This is a genomic window from Galbitalea sp. SE-J8 (assembly GCF_030345695.1).
Lineage (GTDB): Bacteria > Actinomycetota > Actinomycetes > Actinomycetales > Microbacteriaceae > JAUASV01.
Genome location: NZ_JAUASV010000012.1, coordinates 69,466 through 93,569, shown reverse-complemented (window position 1 = coordinate 93,569; position 24,104 = coordinate 69,466). Strand labels below are relative to the sequence as shown.

At 72.6% G+C, this 24,104-nt stretch carries 23 protein-coding genes; 5 read left to right on the top strand and 18 right to left on the bottom strand.

Going from position 1 to position 24,104, the window contains the following annotated elements:
- Window positions 1-496 precede the first annotated feature (496 nt).
- Both QT381_RS09625 and QT381_RS09620 read right to left on the bottom strand, forming a co-directional pair.
- Window positions 497-2,416 carry a M3 family metallopeptidase gene (locus QT381_RS09625; protein WP_289248705.1) on the bottom strand — a complete coding sequence of 640 codons (1,920 nt, stop codon included), beginning with the start codon at window positions 2,414-2,416 and terminating at the stop codon, window positions 497-499.
- A gap of 387 nt (window positions 2,417-2,803) precedes the next feature.
- A complete protein-coding gene (locus QT381_RS09620) occupies window positions 2,804-3,031 on the bottom strand; it encodes a hypothetical protein (RefSeq protein ID WP_289248704.1) in 228 nt (75 codons plus the stop codon).
- Between the two features lie 69 nt (window positions 3,032-3,100).
- On the opposite strand from QT381_RS09620, the gene QT381_RS09615 reads away from it, so the two are divergent.
- Window positions 3,101-3,379 carry a helix-turn-helix domain-containing protein gene (locus tag QT381_RS09615; protein WP_289248703.1) on the top strand — a complete coding sequence of 93 codons (279 nt, stop codon included), beginning with the start codon at window positions 3,101-3,103 and terminating at the stop codon, window positions 3,377-3,379.
- 157 nt (window positions 3,380-3,536) lie between these two features.
- Complete coding sequence (locus tag QT381_RS09610; RefSeq protein WP_289248702.1) at window positions 3,537-4,844, top strand: glycosyltransferase; 1,308 nt, start codon at window positions 3,537-3,539, stop codon at window positions 4,842-4,844.
- Window positions 4,845-4,914: 70 nt separating this feature from the next.
- Here QT381_RS09610 and QT381_RS09605 read toward each other — a convergent pair whose 3' ends face one another.
- From QT381_RS09605 to QT381_RS09535, 15 genes are all read right to left on the bottom strand, one after another.
- Window positions 4,915-5,286 (bottom strand): PIN domain-containing protein, encoded by a 372-nt coding sequence (locus QT381_RS09605; protein ID WP_289248701.1) that lies wholly within the window; start codon window positions 5,284-5,286, stop codon window positions 4,915-4,917.
- Window positions 5,283-5,528 (bottom strand): AbrB/MazE/SpoVT family DNA-binding domain-containing protein, encoded by a 246-nt coding sequence (locus QT381_RS09600; protein WP_289248700.1) that lies wholly within the window; start codon window positions 5,526-5,528, stop codon window positions 5,283-5,285. Before QT381_RS09600 ends, QT381_RS09605 begins: the two co-directional genes overlap by 4 nt.
- Window positions 5,529-6,288: 760 nt before the next feature.
- Window positions 6,289-6,705 carry a transcription antitermination factor NusB gene (gene nusB / locus QT381_RS09595; RefSeq protein ID WP_289248699.1) on the bottom strand — a complete coding sequence of 139 codons (417 nt, stop codon included), beginning with the start codon at window positions 6,703-6,705 and terminating at the stop codon, window positions 6,289-6,291.
- A gap of 28 nt (window positions 6,706-6,733) precedes the next feature.
- Entirely contained in the window at window positions 6,734-7,297 is a 564-nt protein-coding gene (efp, locus tag QT381_RS09590) for an elongation factor P (protein WP_289248698.1), read from the bottom strand.
- 101 nt (window positions 7,298-7,398) lie between these two features.
- Entirely contained in the window at window positions 7,399-7,839 is a 441-nt protein-coding gene (locus QT381_RS09585) for a type II 3-dehydroquinate dehydratase (protein WP_289248697.1), read from the bottom strand.
- A gap of 144 nt (window positions 7,840-7,983) precedes the next feature.
- Entirely contained in the window at window positions 7,984-9,057 is a 1,074-nt protein-coding gene (aroB, locus tag QT381_RS09580) for a 3-dehydroquinate synthase (protein ID WP_289248696.1), read from the bottom strand.
- A complete protein-coding gene (locus QT381_RS09575; RefSeq protein ID WP_502877498.1) occupies window positions 9,054-9,566 on the bottom strand; it encodes a shikimate kinase in 513 nt (170 codons plus the stop codon). The genes aroB and QT381_RS09575 overlap by 4 nt, the downstream gene beginning before the upstream one ends.
- Window positions 9,563-10,807, bottom strand: a complete 1,245-nt coding sequence (gene aroC / locus QT381_RS09570; RefSeq protein WP_289248695.1) for a chorismate synthase — start codon at window positions 10,805-10,807, stop codon at window positions 9,563-9,565. The genes QT381_RS09575 and aroC overlap by 4 nt, the downstream gene beginning before the upstream one ends.
- A gap of 22 nt (window positions 10,808-10,829) precedes the next feature.
- The gene (locus QT381_RS09565) at window positions 10,830-11,651 is read right to left on the bottom strand and encodes a shikimate dehydrogenase (RefSeq protein WP_289248694.1); all 822 of its coding nucleotides are present in this window, start codon (window positions 11,649-11,651) and stop codon (window positions 10,830-10,832) included.
- On the bottom strand, window positions 11,648-12,997 hold the full coding sequence (gene mltG, locus QT381_RS09560; RefSeq protein ID WP_289248692.1) for an endolytic transglycosylase MltG: 1,350 nt from the start codon (window positions 12,995-12,997) through the stop codon (window positions 11,648-11,650). The genes QT381_RS09565 and mltG overlap by 4 nt, the downstream gene beginning before the upstream one ends.
- Window positions 12,994-13,518 (bottom strand): Holliday junction resolvase RuvX, encoded by a 525-nt coding sequence (gene ruvX / locus QT381_RS09555; RefSeq protein ID WP_289248711.1) that lies wholly within the window; start codon window positions 13,516-13,518, stop codon window positions 12,994-12,996. The genes mltG and ruvX overlap by 4 nt, the downstream gene beginning before the upstream one ends.
- The gene (gene alaS, locus QT381_RS09550) at window positions 13,515-16,181 is read right to left on the bottom strand and encodes an alanine--tRNA ligase (protein WP_289248691.1); all 2,667 of its coding nucleotides are present in this window, start codon (window positions 16,179-16,181) and stop codon (window positions 13,515-13,517) included. Before alaS ends, ruvX begins: the two co-directional genes overlap by 4 nt.
- A 66-nt stretch (window positions 16,182-16,247) precedes the next feature.
- Window positions 16,248-16,475, bottom strand: coding sequence for a hypothetical protein (locus tag QT381_RS09545; RefSeq protein WP_289248690.1), 228 nt, complete (start codon window positions 16,473-16,475; stop codon window positions 16,248-16,250).
- Between the two features lie 118 nt (window positions 16,476-16,593).
- Window positions 16,594-17,223 (bottom strand): 30S ribosomal protein S4, encoded by a 630-nt coding sequence (gene rpsD, locus QT381_RS09540; protein ID WP_289248689.1) that lies wholly within the window; start codon window positions 17,221-17,223, stop codon window positions 16,594-16,596.
- Between the two features lie 183 nt (window positions 17,224-17,406).
- Window positions 17,407-18,756 (bottom strand): replication-associated recombination protein A, encoded by a 1,350-nt coding sequence (locus QT381_RS09535; RefSeq protein ID WP_289248688.1) that lies wholly within the window; start codon window positions 18,754-18,756, stop codon window positions 17,407-17,409.
- A 155-nt stretch (window positions 18,757-18,911) separates the two neighbouring features.
- Between QT381_RS09535 and QT381_RS09530 the strand changes: the two genes are divergently transcribed.
- From QT381_RS09530 to QT381_RS09520, 3 genes are all read left to right on the top strand, one after another.
- Window positions 18,912-19,718 (top strand): peptidylprolyl isomerase, encoded by an 807-nt coding sequence (locus QT381_RS09530; RefSeq protein WP_289248687.1) that lies wholly within the window; start codon window positions 18,912-18,914, stop codon window positions 19,716-19,718.
- Between the two features lie 134 nt (window positions 19,719-19,852).
- The gene (locus tag QT381_RS09525) at window positions 19,853-21,085 is read left to right on the top strand and encodes a DUF349 domain-containing protein (RefSeq protein ID WP_289248686.1); all 1,233 of its coding nucleotides are present in this window, start codon (window positions 19,853-19,855) and stop codon (window positions 21,083-21,085) included.
- A 171-nt stretch (window positions 21,086-21,256) separates the two neighbouring features.
- Window positions 21,257-21,790: a type IV toxin-antitoxin system AbiEi family antitoxin gene (locus tag QT381_RS09520; RefSeq protein WP_289248685.1), complete on the top strand. Its 534-nt coding sequence runs from the start codon at window positions 21,257-21,259 to the stop codon at window positions 21,788-21,790.
- A gap of 28 nt (window positions 21,791-21,818) precedes the next feature.
- Here the strand turns inward: QT381_RS09520 and QT381_RS09515 are convergent, their stop codons facing one another.
- A complete protein-coding gene (locus tag QT381_RS09515; protein WP_289248684.1) occupies window positions 21,819-24,074 on the bottom strand; it encodes a RelA/SpoT family protein in 2,256 nt (751 codons plus the stop codon).
- Window positions 24,075-24,104 lie beyond the last annotated feature (30 nt).

Here is a 24,104-nt window from a genome sequence, read left to right as displayed (position 1 = left end):
ACACCGACACCGACACCGACACCGACGCCAAGGAGGTCTCCACCGACAGCGCCCTCGAACTCACCGCCTGAACCATCAACAGTTCGAAGGAACCCGAGCTACACCACTACCTGGGGCTTGACCGCGAGCGCAGCGAGCCGGCGTCTCGAGACCACCACAGCCCCATCGGCGAACGAATGGTTTCGAGACGCGACGCTCGCTCCGCTCACGGCGCTCCTCAACCAGCGGAGGGCACCTGCGCACGGGCGCTCCTCAACCAACGGAGGGAAGACGGCGTCCCACCCCGCTGGTCGAGGAGCCCGCCCCACCCCGCCGGTCGAGGAACCCGCCACCCCCGCCGGTCGAGGAGCCCGCGAGCGCAGCGAGCCGGCGTCTCGAGACCACCACAGCTCCATCGGCGAACGAATGGTTTCGAGACGCGTCCTCGCTGCGCTCGGGCGCTCCTCAACCAGCGGAGGGCACCTCCGCTCGGGCGCTCCTCACCCAGCGGAGGGGGTCAACCAGCGGCGGAGTCCAGCCACGCCGCGAACGCGTCGAACGCGTACGGGCGGCCGAGGAAGTCCTCGACGAGCTCGGCGGCATCCTTCGACCCGCCGGGCGCGAGCACGAGGTCGCGGTAGCGCTGCGCCGGACCCGCGGCGAACAGGTCGTCGCCGTCGAACGCCGTGAACAGGTCCTTCGCGATGACGAGACTCCAGAGGTAGGTGTAGTACGCCGACGAGTAGCCCGTGAGGTGCCCGAACGAGGCCTGCAGGTGAGTGTCCGGCAGCTGGCGCAGCACGTCGTAGCGCGGCCGGAGCGCGTCGATGTACGCCGTGCGGTCCGCCGGTCGATCGCGGTGCAGGAAGTACGAGACGGCGGAGTAGAACAGCTGCCGCGCCGCCCACTGCGCGCGCCCGAAGCCGTTCGCCCGCCGCATCCGCTCGACGAGCTCGGTCGGGATGGGCTCCCCCGCGTCATCCGTCGCGAAGGTCCGCAGCACGCGTGCGTCCCAGGCCCACTCCTCGAGCATCTGGCTCGGCGCCTCGACGAAGTCCCACTCGGTCTCGATGCCCGAGAGCGCGACGTAGGGCTGCCGCGACCCGACGAGACCGTGCACGAGGTGCCCGAACTCGTGGAACAGCGTCTCCACCTCATCGTGCTCGAGCGGCCCGCGATTGAAGTTGCACACGAGCGCGCCCTCGAACAGCGGTCCGCCCGAGACACCCGGCCGCAGGTCGAACATCGCCGCGTGCTTGTACTTGCCCTCGCGCGGGTGCAGGTCGAGGTGGATGCGGCCGAGCGGCTCGCCCGTGAGGCTCACGTCGTAGACGCGTACCTCCTCGTGCCAGGTCGGGGCGTCGACGGCGGTGTACTCGAGACCGAACAGCCGGCTCGTGACATCGAGGAGTCCCTGGCGCACCTTGTCGATGTGCAGGTAGGGCCGGGCCTCCTGGCTGTCGACGGCGTAGCGCTCGCGGCGCAGCAGCTCGCTCGCGAACGCGGCGTTCGACGCGTCGACGACCTCGACGGCCGGGTCGCTCGCGCGCAGCGCGTCGAGCAGCTCGTCGTAGTCGGACGCCGCCGGCGCCGACACGGCATCGCGCAGGCGCTCGATGAACGCCTCGATGCCCGCGGCCGAGCCGACCATCTTGCGCTGCGTGTCGCGGTCGGCCCAGCTCGTGAACCCGACGAGCGCCGCGAGCGCCGCCCGAAGGTCGAGGATCTCGCCGAGCACCCGGTCGTTCTCCGGCCAGCCGCGGTTCTCATAGGCGACCGTGAGGGCGCGGCGCGCGTCGGCATCCGTCGAGAACGTGCGCAGCGGCACCGAGTCGGGGTAGTCGGTCGTGATGGTCACGAGACCCTCGGCGTCGGGCGCGTGCGCCTCCCGGTAGTCGTCGGGCAGCCCGTCGAGGGCCGACGCGGGCACCCGGATGCTGCGCACGTCGTCGCGGACGACGCGCGAGAAGTCCTGGTCGAGCTGCGTCAGCCGCTCCTCGATCTCGGCGACGCGCGCGCGCTCGGCGTCGGGCAGGTGCACGCCCGCGAGACGGAACTCGCGCAGCGCGCGCTCGAGCACCCGGGCCGCGAGCGACTCGAGCGCGCCCGCGTCGACGGCGTCGAGCACGGCGAACAGCTCGCGGTCCTGCGCCTGTGCGGTGCTCAGGGCCACCGTCTCGCGACCGCGCTCCTCGAGCAGGTCGCGCACGCGCTCGTCGGGGTGCACCTCGGAGACGAGGAAGCAGGGCGCGGATGCGGTGCGCAGCTCGAGGTCCGCCGCATCGAGCAGCGCGATGGTCTCGGCGGCCGACCGCTCGGACCCGTCCTTGAGCTGGTCGATGGCCGCCCGGTAGGCGTCGATGTGCTCGCGCGTGTAGGCGTCGGCCCACGCGAGCCAGTCGGATGCGGGCAGGGGCACGTTCGGCGTTGTCGTCACCCGATCAAGGCTAGAGCGTGGCGGCGACGCGGACGCCGAGGCGACGAGCGCCCGCACGAGCCGGTCGTCGGCCGAGGAACCCGCCTCGCTGGTCGAGGAGCCCGCATCGCTGGTCGAGGAGCCCGCATCGCTGGTCGAGGAGCCCGCATCGCTGGTCGAGGAGCCCGCGAGCGCAGCGAGCCGGCGTCTCGAGACCATCGGCCACGCTCGCCGATCGTGGTGGTCTCGAGACGCGAGCGACTACGTCGCGCGCTCCTCGACCAACGGATCCGGACGACTACGTCGCGCGCTCCTCGACCAACGGGTCCGGGCGACCGCGTCGCGCACGGCGGCTGACCACACCGCCGCCGGTCGAGGAACCCCCTCGCCGGTCGGGTGGGCAGCGGGTCAGCGGGCTCGACGCATGCCGCGAGCGACGAGAGCGCTCGCGAGCACGTTGAGCGCGATGCCGATCGCAGCCGAGACCGATGCCGCGGCGGGCAGCAGACCGGGCGCGTGGAAGTACGGCGGCAGGGCGGGCAGGATGGCGACGCCCTGCAACGCGATGATCCCGAGCGACGGACCGCGGCGCCCGTTCCGCGCGAACGGCAGGAGCAGGAGCGTCGCGAGTGCCACCGCCGGCGATCCCGGCATCGCGGCGTCGAGGCCATTCGACGCATCGGCGAGGGGGATCCGCGCGCGCGAGTGCTCGTGCTGTCGATGCTCGACGACCGGGCGACCGTGCTCACCGCGATCGAGGCGGGCGCCGCGGGCTATGTCACGAAGGCGTCCGCGCTCGTCGACATCGTGCGGGAGATCCACGCCGTGCACGCCGGGCAGCTCGTGCTCGGTGACGAGGTCGGCAAGCACATCGTCGCCGCGACCCGGGGGCAGGAGGACGCCCGCTTCACCGTGCGGGAGCGGCAGCTGCTCCCGCTGCTCGCGGACGCGGCGCCGACCGCACGCATGGCCGTGCGGATCTGAGTGAGCGAGAAGACCGTGCGCAACTACCTCTCGGGCCTGTACCTCAAGCTCGGGGCCTCGGACCGCGCGGCGGCGACGCTCGCGGCACGCCGGGCGCTCGGTCGCTGACCGTGCCAGCACGGATGCGCGCGGGCGCGGCATCCGGAAGGATGCTCGCATGGCACGATTCCTGGTGACCGCGATGCCCTTCACGGGCCATGTCGCGCCGATGATCGCGGTCGCCGCGGCGCTCGTCTCGCGGGGACACGGGGTGCGGGTCTACACGGGTGCCGCGTTCCGGGGGCGCGTCGAGGCGACGGGCGCGCGGCTCGTCCCGTGGTCGAGCGCGCCCGACTTCGACGAGCAGGATCTGCCCGCGACGTTCCCGCGGCTGGTCGGCAAGAAGGGTCTCGGCCAGCTGCTCGTCAACATGGAGGACCTGTTCGTCGGCACGGCGCCGGGGCAGGTCGCCGACCTCGCGGCGGAGTGGGAGCGCGAGCCCTGGGACGCCCTCGTGTCGGAGGAGACCTCGCTCGGTCCACGACTCGTCGCCGAGCGGATCGGATGCCGCTGGGCGACCGTCGCGATCGCCTCACTCAACCTGCCCAGCAGCCAGGGGCCGCCCCCGGGCCTCGGCCTCGCCCCCGGCCGCGGCACGCTCGGTCGGGCACGGGACGCTGCTCTCCGTGGCCTGGTCCCGATCCTCGCCGGGCGGCTCACGGGGCCCGTGGCCCGCGCTCGCTCCGACGCGGGTCTGCTGCGCGGGCCGGTGCGCTTCGACCACCTGGTGCACTCGCCGCAGCTGATCCTCGCGACGGGCGTGCCCGCGCTCGACCACCGTCGCACCGACCGTCCGGGGACGCTGCGCTGGGTCGGTCGCCTCGCACTGCCGCCGGCCCCGGCATCCGCAGCGCCGTTGCCCGCGTGGTGGCCGGACCTCGCGGGCCGCAGCGTCGTCCACGTGACGCAGGGCACGCAGAACGTGGACCCCGCGGACCTGCTGCTCCCCGCGCTCGAGGCGCTTGCCGGGCTCGACGTGCTCGTCGTCGCGACGACCGGCGTGCGGGGCCAGCACGCGCTGCCCTTCCCGGTGCCCGCGAACGCCCGCGTCGCCGACTTCGTGCCGCACGACCTGCTGTTGCCCGAGGTCGACCTCGTGGTCACGAACGGCGGGTGGGGCGGCGTGCTCGCCGCACTCGAACACGGTGTGCCGCTCGTCGTCGCCGGCGGCGACCTGGACAAGCCCGAGGTCGCGGCGCGCGTCGCCTCCGCGGGCGTCGGCCTCAACCTGCGCACGGGGCGGCCGGGCGTCGGTGCGCTGCGGGCCGCGGTCCACGCGGCGCTCGGCGACGACGCGCTGCGCGCCCGGGCGCGCGCGCTCGCGACCGAGCTCGCGAGCGCGGGGGGCGCCGGGGGCGCAGCGCTCGCCCTCGAGGAATTCGTCGCCGGGCCCGTCGACCTGCCGCCTCGCGAGATCACGACGTAGCTCGGCGCGCGGGTCTGCTCGGTGCCGGGGCATCACCGAGCCCGCGCGCGGCCCGGCCGGCCGCGTCGGCTCAGCGGATCTGGCGGATGCGCTCGCCCTCTCCCCACGCGCGGTCGGCGGTCAGCACGTCGCGATCGAGTCGCTCCGCGACCGACAGGCACAGCCGATCGGCGAGCGAGAGCCCCGAGCCGCGCCGCCACAGCGCCGCCGCGCGCTCCGCATCCGCCCTGGTCACCTGCTCGACGCCGATGCCGTAGCTGTCGAGCAGAGCCGCCGCCCACGGCCAGTCCCCGCCGGCGGAGCGCACCTTCTGCGCGATCTCGCACCAGTTCGCCGCGCTGACCACCGCGGAGCCCGCCTCGAGCGCGTCCTCCACGACCGATGCGCCGTCCTCGCCCCGGAGGAAGGCGAGCACCGCGGATGCGTCGAGCACGTCGCTCACGCCACGTCCTCGCGCCGCGCGGCCTCGCGCCGCTCCGCGAGCAGCTCGTCCACGAGGTCGGCACCTGCGAGTTGCGAACGGATGAGCGCCTTGGCCTGCGCGCGTGTGGCCACGAGCACCGCGCGGTCGGTCTCGATGAACAGGAGCGGCGTTCCCTGGGTCCAGCCCTGACTCTCCCGCAGAGCCGCGGGCACGACGAGCCGCCCGCGATCGCCCAATGACGTCGTGTATGTGGCATCCATACCGGGACGGTACCACTCGGAAGCGTCAGATGGGACGGGTGGTGTGCTCCCGGGATGTCCCCGCATCGATCATGAGGGCCGGAGCCCCTCATCGCCCTCGAAGGGTCCCCCCATGACCACCGTCTTCGCGCCGACCCTCCCGACCGCCTCCCCGACGTCCAGCGCGATCTACGCGCCACCGGGTGAGCCGGGATCGTGCTCGCGCTCTCCTTCGGGCTCGGGTTCGCCGGACTCCTCGAGACCATCGGCCACGCTCGCGACCCGCGGTGGTCTCGAGACGCGAGCGACTGCGTCGCGCACCTCGGCTGAGCAGCCCCCCGCTGGTCGAGGAGCCCGCGAGCGCAGCGAGCCGGCGTCTCGAGACCATCGGCCACGACCGCGACCCGCGGTGGTCTCGAGACGCGAGCGACTGCGTCGCGCGCTCCTCGACCAACAGTCCGAGCGACTACGTCGCGCGCTCCTCGACCAACGGGTCCGAACGACCGCGTCGCGCACGGCAGCTGACCGCACCGCCGCCGGTCGAAGACCCCGCCTCGCTGGTCGAGGAGCCCGCGAGCGCAGCGAGCCGGCGTCTCGAGACCATCGGCCACGACCGCGACCCGCGGTGGTCTCGAGACGCGAGCGACTGCGTCGCGCGCTCCTCGACCAACGGGTCCGAACGACCGCGTCGCGCGCTCCTCGACCAACTGGCCCGAACGACCGCGTCGCGCGCTCCTCGACCAACGGGCCCGAACGACGGCGCCGAGCGCTCATCGACCTTCTACTGCGCCTTGGTCTCCGCGATGCGCGCGAGCAGCCCGTTCACGAAGCCGCTCGACTCCTCGGTGCTCAGCTCTGTGGCGAGCCCCACGGCCTCGGCGATCGCGACCGGGTCGGGCACCTCGGGGTTGAAGACGATCTCCCAGATGCCCATCCGCAGCAGCGCGCGGTCGACCGCGGGCATCCGCTGGATCGTCCAGCCCTGGGCGTAGGTCGAGATGAGGGTGTCGATCTCGTCGATGTGGTCGGCGACGCCCTGCGCGATGTCGCGGGCGTAGCCCCACGAGGAGGCGCGCTGCGGGTTCGCCAGGGCGCGAGCGGCCTCGGTGGCGATCGCGTCGTCGAGGGCGAGGCCGCGCAGGTCGGCGCCGTACAGCAGGTCGAGGGCACGCTTGCGCGCCTTGGATCGGGCGCTCATCTCGCTTCTCCAGCCGTTCCGGCGGCGATCAGTCGTTCACGCGGCCGAGGTACGAGCCGTCGCGCGTGTCGACCTTGACCTTCGTGCCCTGCTCGAGGAACAGCGGCACCTGGATCTCGTATCCCGTCTCGACCGTCGCGGGCTTCGTGCCGGCACTCGAGCGGTCGCCCTGCAGGCCGGGCTCGGTGTAGGTGACCTCGAGCACGACGGATGCCGGCAGCTCGACGTAGAGCGGGTCGCCGTTGTGCAGCGCGATCGTCACGTTCTGGTTCTCGAGCATGAAGTTCGCGGCATCGCCGACCTGGGCGGCCGAGACCTGGATCTGGTCGTAGGTGCCGAGGTCCATGAACACGAAGCTCTCGCCGTCGTTGTACAGGTACTGGTAGTCGGCCCGGTCGATGGTCTCGGTCTCGATCTTCGCGCCCGCGTTGAACGTCTTGTCGACGACCTTGCCGGTCATGACGTTCTTGAGCTTGGTGCGCACGAACGCGCCGCCCTTGCCCGGCTTGACGTGCTGGAACTCGATGACCGACCAGAGCTGGCCGTCGAGGTTGAGGACGACGCCGTTGCGGATGTCGGCGGTGGATGCCATGCGTGTATTCCCTTGTTCGCTGGTTGAGTAGCGCGCGAGCGCAGCGAGCCCGCGTATCGAAACCCGCCCCGCGATCGGGGCGGTCAAGCCGACGGACGAGTCTAGCGGCTGCGGCGCTCGATCGCGGCGAGGGCGAGCACGTACGAGTCGAAGCCGAACCCGGCGATCACGCCGGTCGCGACGCCCGAGATGACGCTCGTGTGCCGGAACTGCTCGCGCGCGTGCGGGTTCGAGATGTGCACCTCGACGAGGGGCACGCCCGCCGTGGCGAGCATCGCGGCCGCATCGCGGAGCGCGTAGCTGTAGTGCGTGAACGCGGCCGGGTTGAGGATCACGGGCGTCGCACTGTCGACGGCGGCATGGATCCAGCGGATGAGCTCGGCCTCGTCGTCGGTCTGGCGCACCTCGATCTCGGTGGCGGCATCCTTCTCGGCGTTCAGCAAGCGCTCGAGGGCGGGGAGGTCCTGGTCGCCGTAGACGTCCGGTTCGCGGCTGCCGAGGCGGCCGAGATTCGGGCCGTTGAGGACGAGGATGCGGGGCACGGCGTCGAGCCTAGCGAGTGGTCGGCGGCGAGGATCGCCCGAGCGCTCACCCGAGCGTGTTACTCGAAATCGGCCGGAATCCCGAGCGCTTTCGAGTAACACGCTCGGGTGATGCCCCGAGAGCGGGCGTCGGCGCCGCGCGGCTCAGACGCCGACGTCCTGGTACGCCGCGAAGAGCAGCGCATCCTCGGGGCCCGTGAGCACCGTGGGCTTGCCGATCGCGTCGAGCACGATGAAGCGCAGCACGCTGCCCCGCGCCTTCTTGTCGCGGCGCATCACCGACAGCAGCGTGTCCCAGCGGCCGACCGGGTAGTCGGTCGGCAGGGAGAGCGAGTCGAGGATGCGCCGGTGCCGGTCGACCGCGTCGTCCGAGAGCCGGCCGGCGAGGCGCGACAGCTCCGCGGCGAACACCATGCCCACGCTGATCGCCGCGCCGTGCCGCCAGCGGTACCGCTCCGCGTACTCGATCGCGTGCCCGAGCGTGTGTCCGTAGTTCAGGATCTCGCGCACGCCGAGGTCGGTGAAGTCCTCCCCCACGACGCGCGCCTTGAGGCCGATCGCGAGCTCGACGACCCGGCGGAACTCGTCGCTGGCCGGGTCGGTGACCCGGTCGACGTCCGCCTCGACGAGGTCGAGGATCTCCGTCTCGCCGATGAAGCCGCACTTGACGATCTCCGCGAAGCCGGCGAGCAGCTCGTTGCGCGGCAGCGTGTCGAGCAGGTCGAGGTCGACGAGCACCGCGGCCGGGGCGTAGAACGAGCCGACCAGGTTCTTGCCCTCGGCCGTGTTGATGCCGGTCTTGCCGCCGATCGCCGCGTCGACCATGCCCGCGACGGATGTCGGCACCTGCACGAGACGCACGCCCCGCAGCCAGGTGGCGGCCACGAACCCGGCGAGGTCGGTCGTCGACCCGCCGCCGAATCCGACGACGGCATCCGAGCGGGTGAAGTCGGTCTGCCCGAGGATCTGCCAGCAGAACGCGGCGACCTCGACGCGCTTGGCGTCCTCGGCATCCGGCACCTCGGCGAGGTAGACCTCGAACCGGTCCGCGAGCGCCTCGCGCAGCGCGGCCGCGCGCGCGCCGAGCGTGGGCGGATGCACGACGAGCACCTTGCGCACGCGCGGGCCGAGCCGGTCGGCGAGCTCGGCGAGCACGCCCCGCCCGACGACGACGTCGTAGGGGTCCGCTCCGCTGACCGGGATGACCGTGGTCGTCATGCGTTCTGCTCCTTCGCCCAGTCGGCGATCTCTCGGGCGATGTGCTCGATGGGCCGGCGCGACGTGTCCACCGTATGGCGGGCGAGCCGCTCGTACAGCGGGCGCCGCTCGGCGTAGATGCGCCGCCAGGAGGCGACGCCCTCGGTCAGCAGCGGACGGCTGTCCGAGCCCAGGCGCACCGCGACCGCCTCCTCCGAGATGGTGAGCAGCACGACCGGCAGCTCGGCAAGCTCGCGCTGCGTCCGCTCGTCGAGCACAGCGCCGCCCCCGAGCGACACGACGGCGCGCCGCGCGAACGCGTCGGCGACGGCGGCGCGCTCCAGGGCGCGGAAACCCGCCTCGCCCACGGCCGCGAACAGCTCCGGGATCGGCCCGTGCTCGAGAACGACCGCGCGATCGGTGTCGACGAAGTCGACGCCGAGCAGACGCGCGATGCGCTTGCCGACGCGCGTCTTGCCGGCGCCCATCGGCCCGATGAGCACGACGAGTGGCGCGACCGCGTCCGTCACAGCGATCCCGTGCCCGCCGACCCCGTGCCCGCCGACCCCGTGCCCGTCGACCCCGTGCCCGTCGACTCCGTGCGCAGCGGCTCGGGGATCGCCGCGAGGTATGCGCGCAGGTTGCGGGCCGTCTCGGCGACCGAGTCGCCCCCGAACTTCTCGAGCACGACCTCGGCGAGCACGAGCGCGACCATCGCCTCCGCGACGACGCCCGCGGCCGGCACGGCGCACACGTCGGAGCGCTGGTGGTGCGCGCGGGCGGCCTGGCCGGTGGCGACGTCGACCGTGCGCAGGGCGTGCGGCACGGTCGCGATGGGCTTCATGCCCGCGCGCACGCGCAGCACCGTTCCCGTCGACATGCCGCCCTCCGTGCCGCCGGCCCGGTCGGAAAGCCGGAGGATGCCCGGCACCATCTCGTCGTGCGCCCCGGAGCCCGGTCGGCGGGTCGTCTCGAAGCCGTCGCCGACCTCGACGCCCTTGATCGCCTGGATCGACATGATCGCCTGGGCGAGCCGGGCATCCAGCCGTCGGTCCCACTGCACGTGGCTGCCGAGTCCCGGCGGCAGACCGTACGCGAGCACCTCGACGACGCCGCCGAGCGTGTCGCCGTCGTCGTGCGCGCGGTCGATGCGGGCCACCATGGCCTCGCTCGTCGCCGGGTCGAAGCAGCGCAGCGGATCGGCGTCGAGCACCGCCACGTCGTCGGGCGTCGGCAGCGCCGCGCCCTCGGGCACGCGCACGGTCTCGATCGACAGGGTGTGCGAGACGAGACGGATGCCGAGCTCGCCGAGGAACCGGCGGGCGACGGCACCGAGGGCGACGCGTGCCGCGGTCTCGCGCGCGCTCGCCCGCTCCAGGATGTTGCGCGCCTCGTCGAAGCCGTACTTCTGCATGCCGACGAGGTCGGCGTGGCCGGGGCGCGGCCGGGTGAGCGGCGCACCGCGCCCCGCGGGCAGCGTCGAGCGGTCCACCGGCGTCGCGCTCATCACGTCGACCCAGCGCGGCCACTCGGTGTTGCCGATGCGCAGCGCGACGGGGGCGCCGGTGGTCTCACCGAACCGGATGCCGCCCGAGATCGAGAGCTCGTCCTGCTCGAACCGCATCCGCGCCCCGCGGCCGTAGCCGAGCGAGCGACGCGTGAGGTCGGCCCGGATGTCGTCGGGCAGCACGGGAACCCCCGCGGGAAGGCCCTCGAGGATCGCGACGAGTTCAGGGCCGTGGGATTCCCCAGCGGTCAACCAGCGGAGCATGGGTTCGATTCTGACAGACGGCTCAGCGCGCGACGGACGCGCGCATCGCGGCCAGCACGCGCGACTCGTCGGGCAGCGGGCTCTCCGGCGTCCAGTCGACGAACGCCCGCACCTGCAGCAGCGCCTGCTCGACGAGCATGTCCAGCCCGTCGACGACCGTGCCGCCGACCTCGAGCCAGGACGCCGCGAGCGCGCTCGGCCACGGGTCGTAGGCGACCTCGAGGAGAACGGATGCCGCGCGCACCTCCGGCGCGAACGCGAGCTCGTGCGGGGCACCGCCCGGGAGCGTGCTGACCACCGCGGACGGCGCGTGCTCGTCGGCGACGAGTGGTGCGAGCGCGACCGGCACGCCGAGTCGTCCGCCGAGCGCCACGAGGTCGCCCGCCCGCGTGGCGTCGCGCACGCGCACGATGGCGCGGGTCGCGCCGAGCCGCTGCGCGGCGACGAGCACGGATGCCGCGGTCGCTCCCCCGCCGAGCACCGTGACCGAGTCGAGGGCGCTCACCCCTGACCGGGCGAACGCGCGGACGATTCCGTCGACGTCCGTGTTGAAGCCCCAGCGCCTCCGGCCGTCGATGACGACGGTGTTCACGGCGCCGGTGAGCTCGGCGACCCCGTCGATGGCGTCGAGCAGCGGCCGCGCCTCGCGCTTGAGCGGCATGGTGAGCGAGAGCCCGCGCCAGGAGCCGTCGAGGCCCGCCACGAACTCCGCGAGGCCGCCGGCGCGCACCTCGATCGCGTCGTAGCGCCAGTCGAGCCCGAGCGCGTCGTACGCGGCGCGGTGCAGCAGCGGGGATCTGGAGTGCCCGATCGGCGAGCCGAGCACCGCGAGTCGCGCGGTCATCCGTTGTCGAAGTCCGGGTGGTCCCGGATCCAGGCCTGCCACTGCTTCACGGCCGTCTCGTGCTCCGCGGCCGTCTTCGAGAACACCGTCTCGCCGGTCTCGCCGTCGACGAGCACGAAGTACAGCCAGTCCCCCGCCGCCGGGTGCAGCGCCGCGTCGATCGCATCCGCTCCGGGCGCCGAGATCGGCCCGACCGGCAGGCCGTCCCGGGCGTACGTGTTGTAGGGGTTCGCCGTGTCGGCGCGCTGCGCGGCGGTCGTCGCGATCCTGGAACTGCCCGCACCGTAGGCGACGGTGGCATCCGACTGCAGCCGCATCCCGATGTCGAGGCGGTTCTGGAACACCCGGGCCACCTTGTAGAAGTCGGCGGTCGAGCCGCCCTCCTTCTGGATGATGGACGCGAGCGTGAGCACGTCGTGCCGGTCGGCCTCGGCGACGCCGGCCTTGTCGAGAGTGCGCCGCATGACCTGCGCCATCTGGCCGAGCATGTCGGCGGCGGAGGTTCCCGGATCGAACTCGTAGGTCGCCGGGAACAGCCAGCCCTCCGCGCTCGGCTCGCCGGCCGGGATGCCGAGGGCAGCGAGGTCCTGGGAGGCCGCCTGCAGATCGGCGAGGGGCGTTCCGGTCTTGTCGGCGAGGGTCTGCAGCAGCTGCGGGAGGGTCTGCCCCTCGGTGATGAGCACCTTCGTGACGACGCGGGAGGCCGGGTCCTGCAGCGCCGCGAGAGCGGCCGCGGCGCTCATCCGGGCGTGCAGCCGGTAGGTGCCGGGCTGGAACGTGGGCGCCGGCTCGGTCGCGACGAGCAGGTCGTAGAACGCCTTCGGGGTCATCGTGACGCCGGCCTTCGCGAGCGTGTGCGAGATGGCGACGCCGGTGTCGCCGCTCGCGATCACCACGTCGACCGTCTTCGCGGTGCCGCTGCCCTCGTAGTCCTCCGGCAGCTGCCAGCCCAGCAGTGCCCGGATCTGCGGCTCGAACAGCGACCAGGCGGCGTAGGCGCCCCCGCCGAACACGAGCAGCACGATGAGCAGCCCGATCCAGCCCGTGCGCCGCCGCCGCTTGGGCGGTGGCGCCCCGCCACCGGTGACGGATGCGAACGTCGACGGACGCTGCGCCGCGGCGGCGTCGCGCGCGGCCTGCTCCTCCTGCTCGGCGCGCGCGCGCGCCTCGCGACGCGTGAGCGGCTGCCCGGGCTGCCCGGGCGCCACGGGCGACGGCGCCACGGGAGCCACGGGCGACGCCGCCCCGGGCTCCGCCGGCGAGCCGGCCGCGGGCGATGCCGTCGCGCCGGCCGGGGGTGTCGGTCGTTTCGCGAAGATCTCGTCCCACGACGGTTCGTTCGTCATCGCGCTGGTCCTTCGTCGGGGTCGAGGGGGCCGGTGGCCGAGGCCCCGGCCGCGTCGCCGCGATCGCGCGCCGCCGCCGCGACGATCGTGCCGGGCGCGCGGCCGCTCGATCGCTCGGCGTCGAGGGCGTGCTGCAAGATTACAACCGCGGCCGCCTGGTCGATCACGGAGCGCGACGAGCGTGTCGAGCGCCCGGCCGCCCGCATCGCGCCCTGCGCGGTGACCGTCGAGAGGCGCTCGTCCACGAGGCGCACGGCCGGCCCGTCGGCGGTCGCGAGCCGCGCGGCGAACGCGCGCGCGTCATCCGTCGAGGGCGTCTCCGCGCCGCTGAGCGACAGCGGCAGGCCGACGATGAGCTCGACCGCTCCGTGCTCGGTCGCGAGGGAACGGATGCGGTCGACGTCGCCCCGGCCGCGGGGCACGGTCTCGACCGGGGTCGCGAGCAGTCCGTCGGGGTCGCACCGCGCGACCCCGATCCGCGCCCGCCCGACGTCGACGCCGAGCCGAACGCCGCGTCTCAGCGCGCCGCTCCCGCGATCTCGGCCTCGATGGCCTCGAGCGCGCGTCCGATGGCCGCGGCATCCGTGCCCCCGCCCTGGGCGAGGTCGTCGCGTCCGCCGCCGCCGCCGCCGAGCACGCCCGCCGCGAGCTTCGCGAGCGCGCCGGCCTTCGCGCCCGTCGCACGCGCGGCCTCGTTGGTCGCGACGATGACGGTGGGCTTGCCGGCCGCCTCCGCGGCGAGGGCGACGACCACGGCATCCGTTCCGAGGCGCTCGCGCACGCTCGTGACGAGCAAGCGCACGTCGTCCGCGCTCGCGAGCGTGCCGACGTTCTCGGCGACGAGGCTCACCGCTCCCGCGGGCCTCGCGTTCGCGGCGATCGCCGGCACGCGCTCGGCGAGGGCCGCGGACTCGAACGCGGCGATCCTCTTCTGCGCGTCCTTGAGGTCGGCGAGCAGGCCCGCGACGCGGTCCACGACCTCGCCGCGCGGCGCCTTGAGATTGCTCGTGAGCTCGGAGACGATGGCGCGCTCGACCGCGAGGTCGGCGAACGCCTCGCGCCCGACGAGCGCCTCGACGCGGCGGTTGGACGAGCCGACGCTCGACTCGCCGACGAGGTTGATGAGGCCGATCTCGCTCGACGAGCCGACGTGCGTGCCCGCGCACAGCTCGAGCGACCACGGCCCGCCGATCTCGACGACGCGAACGGTGTCGCCGTACTTCTCGCCGAACAGCGCCATGGCGCCGAGCGCCTTCGCCTCGTCGAGGCTCATCAGGCGCGTCGTGACCTCGAGGTCGTCGCGCACCTTGCTGTTCGCGAGGTCCTCGATCTCCGACTTCGTGGCCGGGCTGAGCGCCTGACTCCAGTTGAAGTCGAGGCGCATGTAGCCGGCCTTGTTGTACGAGCCGGCCTGGTGCGCCTCCGGTCCGAGGATCTGGCGCAGCGCCGCGTGGACGAGGTGCGTCGCGGAGTGCGCCTGGGTCGCGCCGCGGCGGTAGTCCGGGTCGACGAGCGTCGTCGCGGGCGAGCCCACGCTCACCTCGCCGTTCGTCACCTGCACGGTGTGGCTGACGAGGCCCTTGACCGGCTTCTGCACGTCGAGCACCTCGAGCTCGAAGCCACTGCCGACGATCGTGCCGGCGTCGGCGTCCTGGCCACCGGACTCGGCGTACAGCGAGGTCTCGGCGAGGATGACCTCCACGATGTCGCCCGCGCCCGCGTGGGCGACGCTCACGCCGTCCTTGAGCAGCCCGAGCACGGTCGTCTCGGTGGTCAGGTAGTCGTAGCCGGTGAACACCGTCTCGCCGAGCGCGCGGAAGTCGCCGTACACGCTCAGGTCGGCGATCCGGCCCTTCTTGGCCTTGGCATCCGCCTTCGCCCGCGCGCGCTGCTCGTGCATGAGCGCGTCGAACGCGCCGCGGTCGACCGAGAGCCCGGCCTCCTCGGCCATCTCGAGGGTCAGGTCGATCGGGAAGCCGAAGGTGTCGTGCAGCAGGAACGCGGTGTCGCTCGGGATCTCGGGCGCGCCGGCGTCCTTCGCCCTCGTGACGGCGAGGTCGAGGATCGTGGTGCCCTTGTCGAGCGTCGCGAGGAAGGTCTCCTCCTCCGCGAGCGAGAGCCGCGCGATGCGGTCGTACTCGGTCGCGACCTCGGGGTAGGCCGCCTTCATCGCGTCGCGCGACGCGGGGAACAGCTCCCCGAAGCTCGGCGCGTCGACGCCGAGCAGGCGCATCGCGCGGATCGAGCGGCGCAGCAGGCGGCGCAGGATGTAGCCGCGGCCCTCGTTGGACGGCGCGACGCCGTCCGACATGAGCATGAGGCTCGAGCGGATGTGGTCGGCGATGACGCGCATCCGCACGTCGTCGTCGTGGTCGGCGCCGTAGCGCTTGCCGGAGAGCTCGGCGGCGCGGTCGAGCACGGGCCGCACCTGGTCGATCTCGTACATGTTCTCGACGCCCTGCTTGAGGAAGGCGACGCGCTCCATGCCCATGCCGGTGTCGATGTTCTTCTTCGGCAGCTCCCCGAGGATGGGGAACTCCTTCTTGCCGGTGCCCTCGCCGCGCAGGTACTGCATGAAGACGAGGTTCCAGATCTCGACGTAGCGGTCGTCATCCGTCGCCGGGCCCCCGTCGACGCCGTAGGCGGGGCCGCGGTCGAAGAAGATCTCCGAGCACGGGCCGGCCGGTCCCGGCACGCCCGTCGACCAGTAGTTCGTGTCCATGCCGAGCCGCTGGATGCGCTCGTCGGGCAGGCCCGCGGTCTTCTTCCAGAACCGGATGGCGTCCTCGTCGTCCCGGTAGACGGTCACCCACAGGTCGCGCTCGTCGAAGCCGAGGCCGCCATCGGACTCGCTCGTGGTCAGCAGCTCCCAGGCGAACTCGATCGCCTGCTCCTTGAAGTAGTCGCCGAAGCTGAAGTTGCCGTTCATCTGGAAGAACGTGCCGTGCCGCGGCGTCTTGCCGACCTCCTCGATGTCGAGGGTGCGGATGCACTTCTGCACGCTCGTCGCGCGCGGGTACGGAGCGGGCACGACGCCCGTCAGGTACGGGATGAACGGCACCATGCCGGCGACCGTGAACAGCAGCGTCGGGTCATCGCTGACGAGCGACGCGGAGGGCACCACGGTGTGACCGCGGTCCCCGAAGTAGGTGAGCCAGCGGCGCTGGATGTCTGCGGTCTGCATGCGTTCCTGAAATCGTGACGAAGAGCGGATGCCGGCGAGGCATCCGTTGGTACGGCCGGTCGCGGATCAGTCGCCGCGGTTCGCCGCGTCGGCGATGACGTCCTGGGCCTCGGCGATGGTGGACTTGAGCTCGGCCTCGCGCACCTTGTAGCCGTCGACGACCGCGTCGACGAACTCCGAGACGCGGGCGTCGACCTCGTCGAGGAACTGCTTGCCCTGTGGTGTGCGCGAGACGAAGTGGGCGGCCACGAAACCGGCGGTGGCGCCGAGGACGAACACGAGCACGTTCTTCATGGCTTGCTCCAGATCTTGCTGTCGAGGACGGGCCTCCCACTCTACCCAGCGCCCATCGCCCGGGTACGACGGAGGGGGCCGGTCCGCTGGACCGACCCCCTCCGCCGAACGCGCTGGATCAGCGAGCGGCGTAGTACTCGACGACGAGCTGGACCTCGCACGTGATCGGCACCTCGGCGCGCTTCGGGCGGCGCACGAGGCGCGCCTGCAGCGTGGAGAGCTCGACCTCGAGGTAGCCCGGCACGGGCGGGAGCACGTCGGCGTGGCCGCCGGCGGCCGCGACCTGGAAGGGCTCGGTGCCCTCGCTCGCGGCCTTGACGTGGATGAGCTGGCCCGGCTTCACGCGGAACGACGGGCGGTCGACGATCTTGCCGTCGACGAGGATGTGGCGGTGCACGACGAACTGGCGGGCCTGCGCGGTCGTGCGGGCGAAGCCGGCACGGAGCACGAGGGCGTCGAGGCGCTGCTCGAGCTGCTCGACGAGGTTCTCACCGGTCAGGCCGGCGGTGCGACGCGCCTCCTCGAACTGGATGCGCAGCTGCTTCTCGCGGATGCCGTACTGCTCGCGCAGACGCTGCTTCTCGCGCAGGCGGACGGCGTAGTCGCTGTCCTGGCGGCGCTTCGTGCGGCCGTGCTCGCCCGGAGCGTACGGGCGCTTCTCGAGGTACTTGGCCGCCTTCGGGGTGAGGGCGATGCCGAGGGCGCGGCTGAGACGGACCTTGCGGCGGTCCTGGGACTTCGTGGGCATGGAGATGTCCTTCCGACATGGCCGCGTCTCTCGCGGCTCACGGACGTACCCCTCGCCGCCTCACGGAATCGGCGCGCACGTCGGGGCGCGCCGGGGAGGCTTTCGCGTGGGAGAGGTGTCCGGCTCAAACCGAACCGGACAACCCTACCAGAACGGATGCGGCGGTCCCACCCGCCGGCCGGGTCACGAGCCGCGGATGATGCGCTTGAGCCTCTCCCAGCGCGCCTTCACGTCGCGCTCGTTGCCGTGCTCGGTGGGCTCGTAGTAGCTGGCGTCCTTGAGCGCGTTCGGCAGGTACTGCTGAGGCGCCACCCCGAGCTCCGTGTCGTGCGGGTAGACGTAGCCCTTGCCGTGGCCGAGCCGCTTCGCGCCCGCGTAGTGGGCGTCGCGCAGATGCTTCGGCACGGGTCCCGCCTTGCCGGCCCGCACATCCGCGATCGCCCGGTCGATGCCGAGGTAGGCGGCGTTCGACTTGGGCGCGGTCGCGAGGTAGACGACGGCCTCGGCGAGCGGGATGCGCCCCTCGGGCATGCCGATGTACTGCACGGTGTCGGCGGCGGCGACCGCGACGACGAGCGCCTGCGGGTCGGCCATGCCGATGTCCTCGGCGGCGCTCACCATGATCCGCCGGGCGATGAAGCGGGGGTCCTCCCCCGCCTCGATCATGCGCGCGAGCCAGTGCAGTGCGGCGTCGGCGTCGGAGCCGCGGATCGACTTGATGAACGCGCTGATCACGTCGTAGTGCTCGTCGCCCTGCCGGTCGTAGCGCAGCAGCGCGCGGTCGACGGCCGTCGCGACGAGCTCCGCGGTGACGACGGGCGGCGTGTCCGCGTGCTCGGGCGCGGATGCCAGAGCGGCCGTCGCGGTCGCCTCGAGCGCCGTGAGCGCGCGCCGCGCATCCCCCGAGGCGAGCTGCACGATCGCGTCGCGCGCGTCGTCCGCGAGCGTCACGGCGCCGTTCAGCCCGCGCTCGTCGGCGACGGCGCGGTCGACGAGCGAGCGCAGGTCGTCGTCGTCCAGGATCTGCAGCGTGAGCAACAGGGAGCGGGACAGCAGCGGGGAGATGACCGAGAACGACGGGTTCTCGGTGGTCGCGGCCACGAGGATGACCCAGCCGTTCTCGACGCCGGGCAGCAGGGCGTCCTGCTGGGCCTTCGTGAAGCGGTGGATCTCGTCGAGGAACAGCACGGTCGAGAGCCCGTAGAGGTCGCGCTGGGCGAGCGCCTTCTCCATCACCTCCCGCACGTCCTTGACGCCGGCGGTCACGGCGGACAGCTCGACGAAGGCGCGACCCGACGTCGAGGCGATGAGCTTCGCGAGCGTCGTCTTGCCGGTGCCGGGCGGACCCCACAGGATGACGGAGGTCGCGCCGCGCTCCCCCGTGCGATCGCCCGCGAGCGCCATCAGGGGCGATCCCGGTCCGAGCAGGTGCGTCTGACCGGCGACCTCGTCGAGGGTGCGCGGGCGCATCCGCACGGCGAGCGGCGTGACACCGCTGCGCAGTCCGGGCGCGCTCGGCGTGGAGGGGCTCATCGTGCTCCGATGCTAGCGACGCCGCCCGACACGGCACCGGCCCCGCGGCATCCGTCGGCACCGGATTCCCATATCCGGCTCGCTAGAGTCCTCTCTGGTCGCTCTCGCGGCCGCCCGGCCGCGCCCGCGGTCGATCCCCACTCGCGGAGGATGCCGTGGCCCAGAGCCGGAACCAGCAGCGCGCCGAGCGCGAGGCGCGCCAGCGCCTCGAGGTCTACAACGCCCGCCAGGAGGTGCACGCCCGCCAGCGCTCGCGCAAGGTGCGGGACAACGTCATCGCCGCGGTCGGCGTGCTCGTGGTGGCCGCCGTGGTCACGCTGACGCAGGTGGTGTACTTCACGAGCGGCCCGGGGGCGCCGGCGCCCGAGGCGAGCTCCACGCCGAGCGCGACGGCGACGGATGCCGCGGGCCAGAACGTCGGCGACGTGCCCGACCCGTCGCTCGCGGAGGGCCGCACCTGGACGGGCGACCTCGAGCTCAACGACGTGAAGCTCGGCGTCTCGCTCGACGGCGCGCTCGCACCGCAGGCGGTGTCGTCGATCATCCAGGACGTGCAGAGCGGCTACTACGACGGCAAGACCTGCCACCGCCTGGTCGACGATGCGAGCGGCGCTCCCGAGCTCATCCAGTGCGGGTCGCTGAACGGCGACGGCGCGGGGGATCCGGACTACCAGTTCGGCCCGGTCGAGAACGCGCCCGCGGACGGCGTGTACCCGGCGGGCACGATCGCGATGGCGCGCGGCGCCGGCGAGTACTCGATGGACCACCAGTTCTTCATCATGCTCGCCGACGCGCCGCTCGGCTCCGACGCCACCGGCTACACGGTCGTCGGGAAGGTCACGAGCGGGCTCGCGGACCTCGCGACGTCCGACATCGTGACGGCCGGTATCACGCCCGGATCGAGCGCGACCGACGGCGCGCCCGTCACGCCCACGACCATCACGGCCTTCAGCCTGCAGTGATCGTGCGCGACGGCAACAGCACGCTCCAGTAACGGTCGGTCGCATCCGTCCGGCCGCCTTATAGGCTGGTGCGCGGTCGGCGACGAGGCAGCCGCCCGCGTATCGACGAGCACGAGTATCGACGAGGAACAACTGTGGCACCCACTGAGAACGCGCCGTGGGGGCGCGTCGATGACACCGGCACGGTCTTCGTGCGGGAGGCCGACGGCGAGCGCGCCGTCGGGCAGTACCCGGACGGCTCGGCCGAGGAGGCGCTCGCCTACTTCGAGCGCAAGTACGCCGACCTCGCCGGACAGGTCGCGCTGCTCGAGCAGCGCGCGAAGGGCGGCGCTCCGGCCGCCGACCTCGCCAAGACCGTGACCTCGCTCACCGCGGCGCTCGTCGAGCCCAACGCGGTCGGCGACCTCGCCACGCTGCGCGTACGCGTCGAGGCGATCGGCGGCACCGTCTCGGAGCTCACCGAGAAGCAGTCCGCCGAGGCGCGCGAGGCCGTGGACGCCGCGATCGCCCAGCGCACGGCGATCGTCGTCGAGGCCGAGGCCCTCGCCGCCCAGGATCCGGCCCGCGCGCAGTGGAAGCAGGTCGGCGCCGCGCTCGACGCGCTGTTCACCCGCTGGCAGACCCACCAGGCGCAGGGCCCGCGACTGCCCAAGGGTGAGAGCGAGCGGCTCTGGAAGCGGTTCCGCGACGCGCGCGCCACCATCGAGACGCACCGCAAGGCCTTCTTCGCCGACCTGGATGCGGCGAACAAGCAGGTGCGCGCCCGCAAGCAGGCGCTCATCGAGAAGGCCGAGGCGCTCGCCCCGAAGGGCGCCGAGGGCATCCCCGCCTACCGCGCGCTGCTCGACGACTGGAAGGCCGCCGGTCGTGCCGGCAAGAAGCTCGAGGACACCCTCTGGGCCCGGTTCAAGGCCGCGGGCGACGTGCTCTACGCGGCGAAGTCGGAGCGCGACACGATCGAGAACGTCGAGTACGAGGCGAACCTCGAGCAGAAGCTCGCCCTGCTCGACGAGGCCGAGCCGCTGCTCGGCGCGACCGATCGGGCGAGCGCCCGCGCGACCCTCACCGGCATCCAGCGCCGCTGGGACGCGATCGGCAAGGTGCCGCGCGACCACGTGCGCACCGTCGAGGAGCGCCTACGCCGCATCGAGGCCGCCGTCAAGAAGCTCGACGACGACCACTGGCAGCGCACCGATCCCGAGAAGGCGGCACGCAACGAGGGCTTCGCGTCGCAGCTGCACGACGCGATCGCGAAGCTCGAGGCGGAGCTCGAGGCCGCGAAGGCGTCGGGCGACAGGCGCCGCATCGAGAAGGCCGAGGAGGAGCTCTCCGCCCGCAAGGCCTGGCTCGGCGCGATCGCGCACTGATCGCACTGATCCCGCACTGATCCCGCGCCGATCGCACTGACCAGCACCGGCCCGCGCCGATCGCACGGGCCGGGGCGCGCCGGCCGGGCTCTGCTCGTCCACAGGCCGCACCCGTCCACGGAATCCCCGCACGGGCCGGAGCGGACCCAGCGGATGCCGCAGGGTGCGCCCATGACCGCCTGGCCCGTGCTCACCACCGCCGACCTGCCGCTCGCCGAGCTCGGGGCGTCCGTGCTCGACGGCGAGCTGTTCCGCTTCGACGCGGTGTTCGCACCGATCGACGAGTTCGACCGCCCGGCCGTGCGCGCGGCCTCCATCGTGCGGGTCGCGTCGCCGCGCCACATCGCCGAGCGGCACAGCGCCGCGTGGGTGCTCGGCGCGCTCGACGATCCCCCGCGGCGCCACGAGCTGTGCGCATCCGTCGCCGCGCGCACCTCGTCCGCGATGCCGGGGGTGCGGGTGCGCGAGGTCGTGATCGACGAGGACGACCTCGTGCGGGTCGCGGGCCTCGGCGTCACGACGCCCGTGCGCACGGTCGTCGACCTGGCCCGCACCGCAGCCGGGTTCGAGGCGGCCGACCGGGCCACCTGCCGCCGCCTCCTCGCGCTCGGCGACGCGGACGCCGAGGCGTGCCGGGAGCTCATCGAGCGCCGGCGCAACCTGCCGAACAAGCGACAGACCTGGGACCGCATCCGCTCGCTGTGACCGCGAGGGGCGCGGGAACGACCCGGTCTCAGTTCGACTGCACGCGGTACACGTCGTACACCGCGTCGATGCGGCGCACCGCGTTGAGCACCCGGTCGAGGTGCGTCGTGTCGCCCATCTCGAACACGTAGCGGCTGAGCGCGATGCGGTCGTTCGTGGTCGAGACCGACGCCGAGAGGATGTTGACGTGGTGCTCGGTGAGCACGCGCGTGATGTCCGAGAGCAGCCCGGCGCGGTCGAGCGCCTCCACCTGGATCTGCACGAGGAACACGCTCTTCGAGCTCGGCGCCCACTCCACGTCGATGAGCCGCTCGGGCTCCTTCATGAGCGAGGGCACGTTGTGACAGTCGGCGCGGTGCACGCTCACGCCCGCCCCGCGCGTCACGAACCCCATGATCTGGTCGCCCGGCACCGGGGTGCAGCACTTGGCGAGCTTCACGAGGATGTCGGGCGCGCCGCGCACGAGCACGCCCGAGTCGCTGTCGCGCAGCTGACGCGACTTGCCCTTGGGGGCGAAGACGACATCCGAGTCCTCGGCGTCCGCCTCCTGCGTGATGCTCGCGAGCACCTTCTCGATCACCGACTGGGTCGAGACGTGCCCCTCGCCGACCGCGGCGTAGAGCGCCTCGACGCTGTCGTAGCGCAGCTGCGTCGCGACATCCGCGAAGCTGTCCTGGCTCATGAGCTTCTGCAGCGGCAGGTTCTGCTTGCGCATCGCCCGCGCGATCGCGTCGCGCCCCTGCTCGATCGCCTCGTCGCGGCGCTCCCGGGTGAACCAGCCCTTGATCTTGTTGCGGGCGCGCGGGCTCTTGACGAAGTTCAGCCAGTCCTTGCTGGGGCCCGCATCCGGGTTCTTCGAGGTGAAGATCTCGACGCTGTCGCCGGACTGCAGCTCGCTCTCGAGCGGCACGAGCCGGCCGTTGACCTTCGCGCCCATGGTGCGGTGCCCGACCTCGGTGTGCACCGCGTAGGCGAAGTCGACCGGGGTCGCGCCCGCGGGCAGGCCGATGACCTTGCCCTGCGGAGTGAAGACGTAGACCTCCTTGGCGCCGATCTCGAACCGCAGCGAGTCGAGGAACTCGCTCGGGTCGTCGGTCTCGGCCTGCCAGTCGGAGATGTGGGCGAGCCAGGCCATCTCGTCGCTGCGCGCGGGGGCGGTGTCGCCGTCGCGGCTCGACCCGGCGCGCTCCTTGTACTTCCAGTGCGCGGCGACGCCGAACTCGGCGCGCTGGTGCATCTCGTGGGTGCGGATCTGGATCTCGACGGCGCGACCCGACGGCCCGACGACGGTCGTGTGCAGCGACTGGTAGAGGTTGAACTTCGGCGTCGCGATGTAGTCCTTGAACCGGCCGGGGATCGGGTTCCAGCGCGCGTGGATCGCACCGAGCACGGCGTAGCAGTCGCGCACCGAGCCCACGAGCACGCGGATGCCGATGAGGTCGTAGATCTCGTCGAACTCGCGTCCGCGCACGATCATCTTCTGGTAGATCGAGTAGTACTGCTTCGGCCGGCCGACGACGTCGCCCTTGATCCTCGCGGCCTTGAGGTCGTCGCGCACGGCGTCGATGACCTGCTGCACGAAGCCCTCGCGCTGCGGCGTGCGCTGCCGCACGAGGTTCTCGATCTCGACGTAGAGCTTCGGATGCAGCACCGCGAAGCTCAGGTCCTCGAGCTCCCACTTGATCGCCTGGATGCCGAGGCGGTGCGCGAGGGGCGCGTAGATCTCGAGCGTCTCCTGCGCCTTGCGCGCAGCGTTCTCGGCCGGCACGAACCCCCAGGTGCGGGCGTTGTGCAGGCGGTCGGCGAGCTTGATGACGAGCACGCGGATGTCCTTCGACATCGCGACGACCATCTTGCGCACCGTCTCGGCCTGCGCCGAGTCGCCGTACTTGACCTTGTCGAGCTTCGTGACGCCGTCGACGAGCATCGCGATCTCGTCGCCGAAGTCGTGCCGGAGCATGTCGAGCGAGTAGTCGGTGTCCTCGACGGTGTCGTGCAGCAGCGCCGCAGCGAGCGTCTTCGACCCGATGCCGAGGTCGGCGAGGATCTGGGCGACCGCGAGCGGATGCGTGATGTACGGCTCGCCGCTCTTGCGCTTCTGTCCGCGGTGGGCAAGCTCTGCCGAGCGGTAGGCGCGCTCGATGAGGGCGACATCCGCCTTGGGATGGTGCTGCCTGGCGGTGCGCAGCAGCGCGTCGAGTGCGCTCGAGGTGGCGGCGGGCGCTCGGGAGAACAGGCGCGGGAGGACCCGGCGCAACGACGTGGAGGTCGTCGTCTCCGTCATGCCGCTCCCCTGTTCGACGCCACCGGGAGC

What these genes read in the sequence shown, in the direction of transcription:
- QT381_RS09610 (WP_289248702.1), top strand. Translation starts at nt 3,537, where the DNA reads ATGGCACGATTCCTGGTGACCGCGATGCCCTTCACGGGCCATGTCGCG.
- QT381_RS09600 (WP_289248700.1), bottom strand. Translation starts at nt 5,528, where the DNA reads ATGGATGCCACATACACGACGTCATTGGGCGATCGCGGGCGGCTCGTC.
- nusB (WP_289248699.1), bottom strand. Translation starts at nt 6,705, where the DNA reads ATGAGCGCCCGATCCAAGGCGCGCAAGCGTGCCCTCGACCTGCTGTAC.
- efp (WP_289248698.1), bottom strand. Translation starts at nt 7,297, where the DNA reads ATGGCATCCACCGCCGACATCCGCAACGGCGTCGTCCTCAACCTCGAC.
- aroB (WP_289248696.1), bottom strand. Translation starts at nt 9,057, where the DNA reads ATGACGACCACGGTCATCCCGGTCAGCGGAGCGGACCCCTACGACGTC.
- aroC (WP_289248695.1), bottom strand. Translation starts at nt 10,807, where the DNA reads ATGCTCCGCTGGTTGACCGCTGGGGAATCCCACGGCCCTGAACTCGTC.
- QT381_RS09565 (WP_289248694.1), bottom strand. Translation starts at nt 11,651, where the DNA reads ATGACCGCGCGACTCGCGGTGCTCGGCTCGCCGATCGGGCACTCCAGA.
- mltG (WP_289248692.1), bottom strand. Translation starts at nt 12,997, where the DNA reads ATGACGAACGAACCGTCGTGGGACGAGATCTTCGCGAAACGACCGACA.
- alaS (WP_289248691.1), bottom strand. Translation starts at nt 16,181, where the DNA reads ATGCAGACCGCAGACATCCAGCGCCGCTGGCTCACCTACTTCGGGGAC.
- QT381_RS09545 (WP_289248690.1), bottom strand. Translation starts at nt 16,475, where the DNA reads ATGAAGAACGTGCTCGTGTTCGTCCTCGGCGCCACCGCCGGTTTCGTG.
- rpsD (WP_289248689.1), bottom strand. Translation starts at nt 17,223, where the DNA reads ATGCCCACGAAGTCCCAGGACCGCCGCAAGGTCCGTCTCAGCCGCGCC.
- QT381_RS09535 (WP_289248688.1), bottom strand. Translation starts at nt 18,756, where the DNA reads ATGAGCCCCTCCACGCCGAGCGCGCCCGGACTGCGCAGCGGTGTCACG.
- QT381_RS09520 (WP_289248685.1), top strand. Translation starts at nt 21,257, where the DNA reads ATGACCGCCTGGCCCGTGCTCACCACCGCCGACCTGCCGCTCGCCGAG.
- QT381_RS09515 (WP_289248684.1), bottom strand. Translation starts at nt 24,074, where the DNA reads ATGACGGAGACGACGACCTCCACGTCGTTGCGCCGGGTCCTCCCGCGC.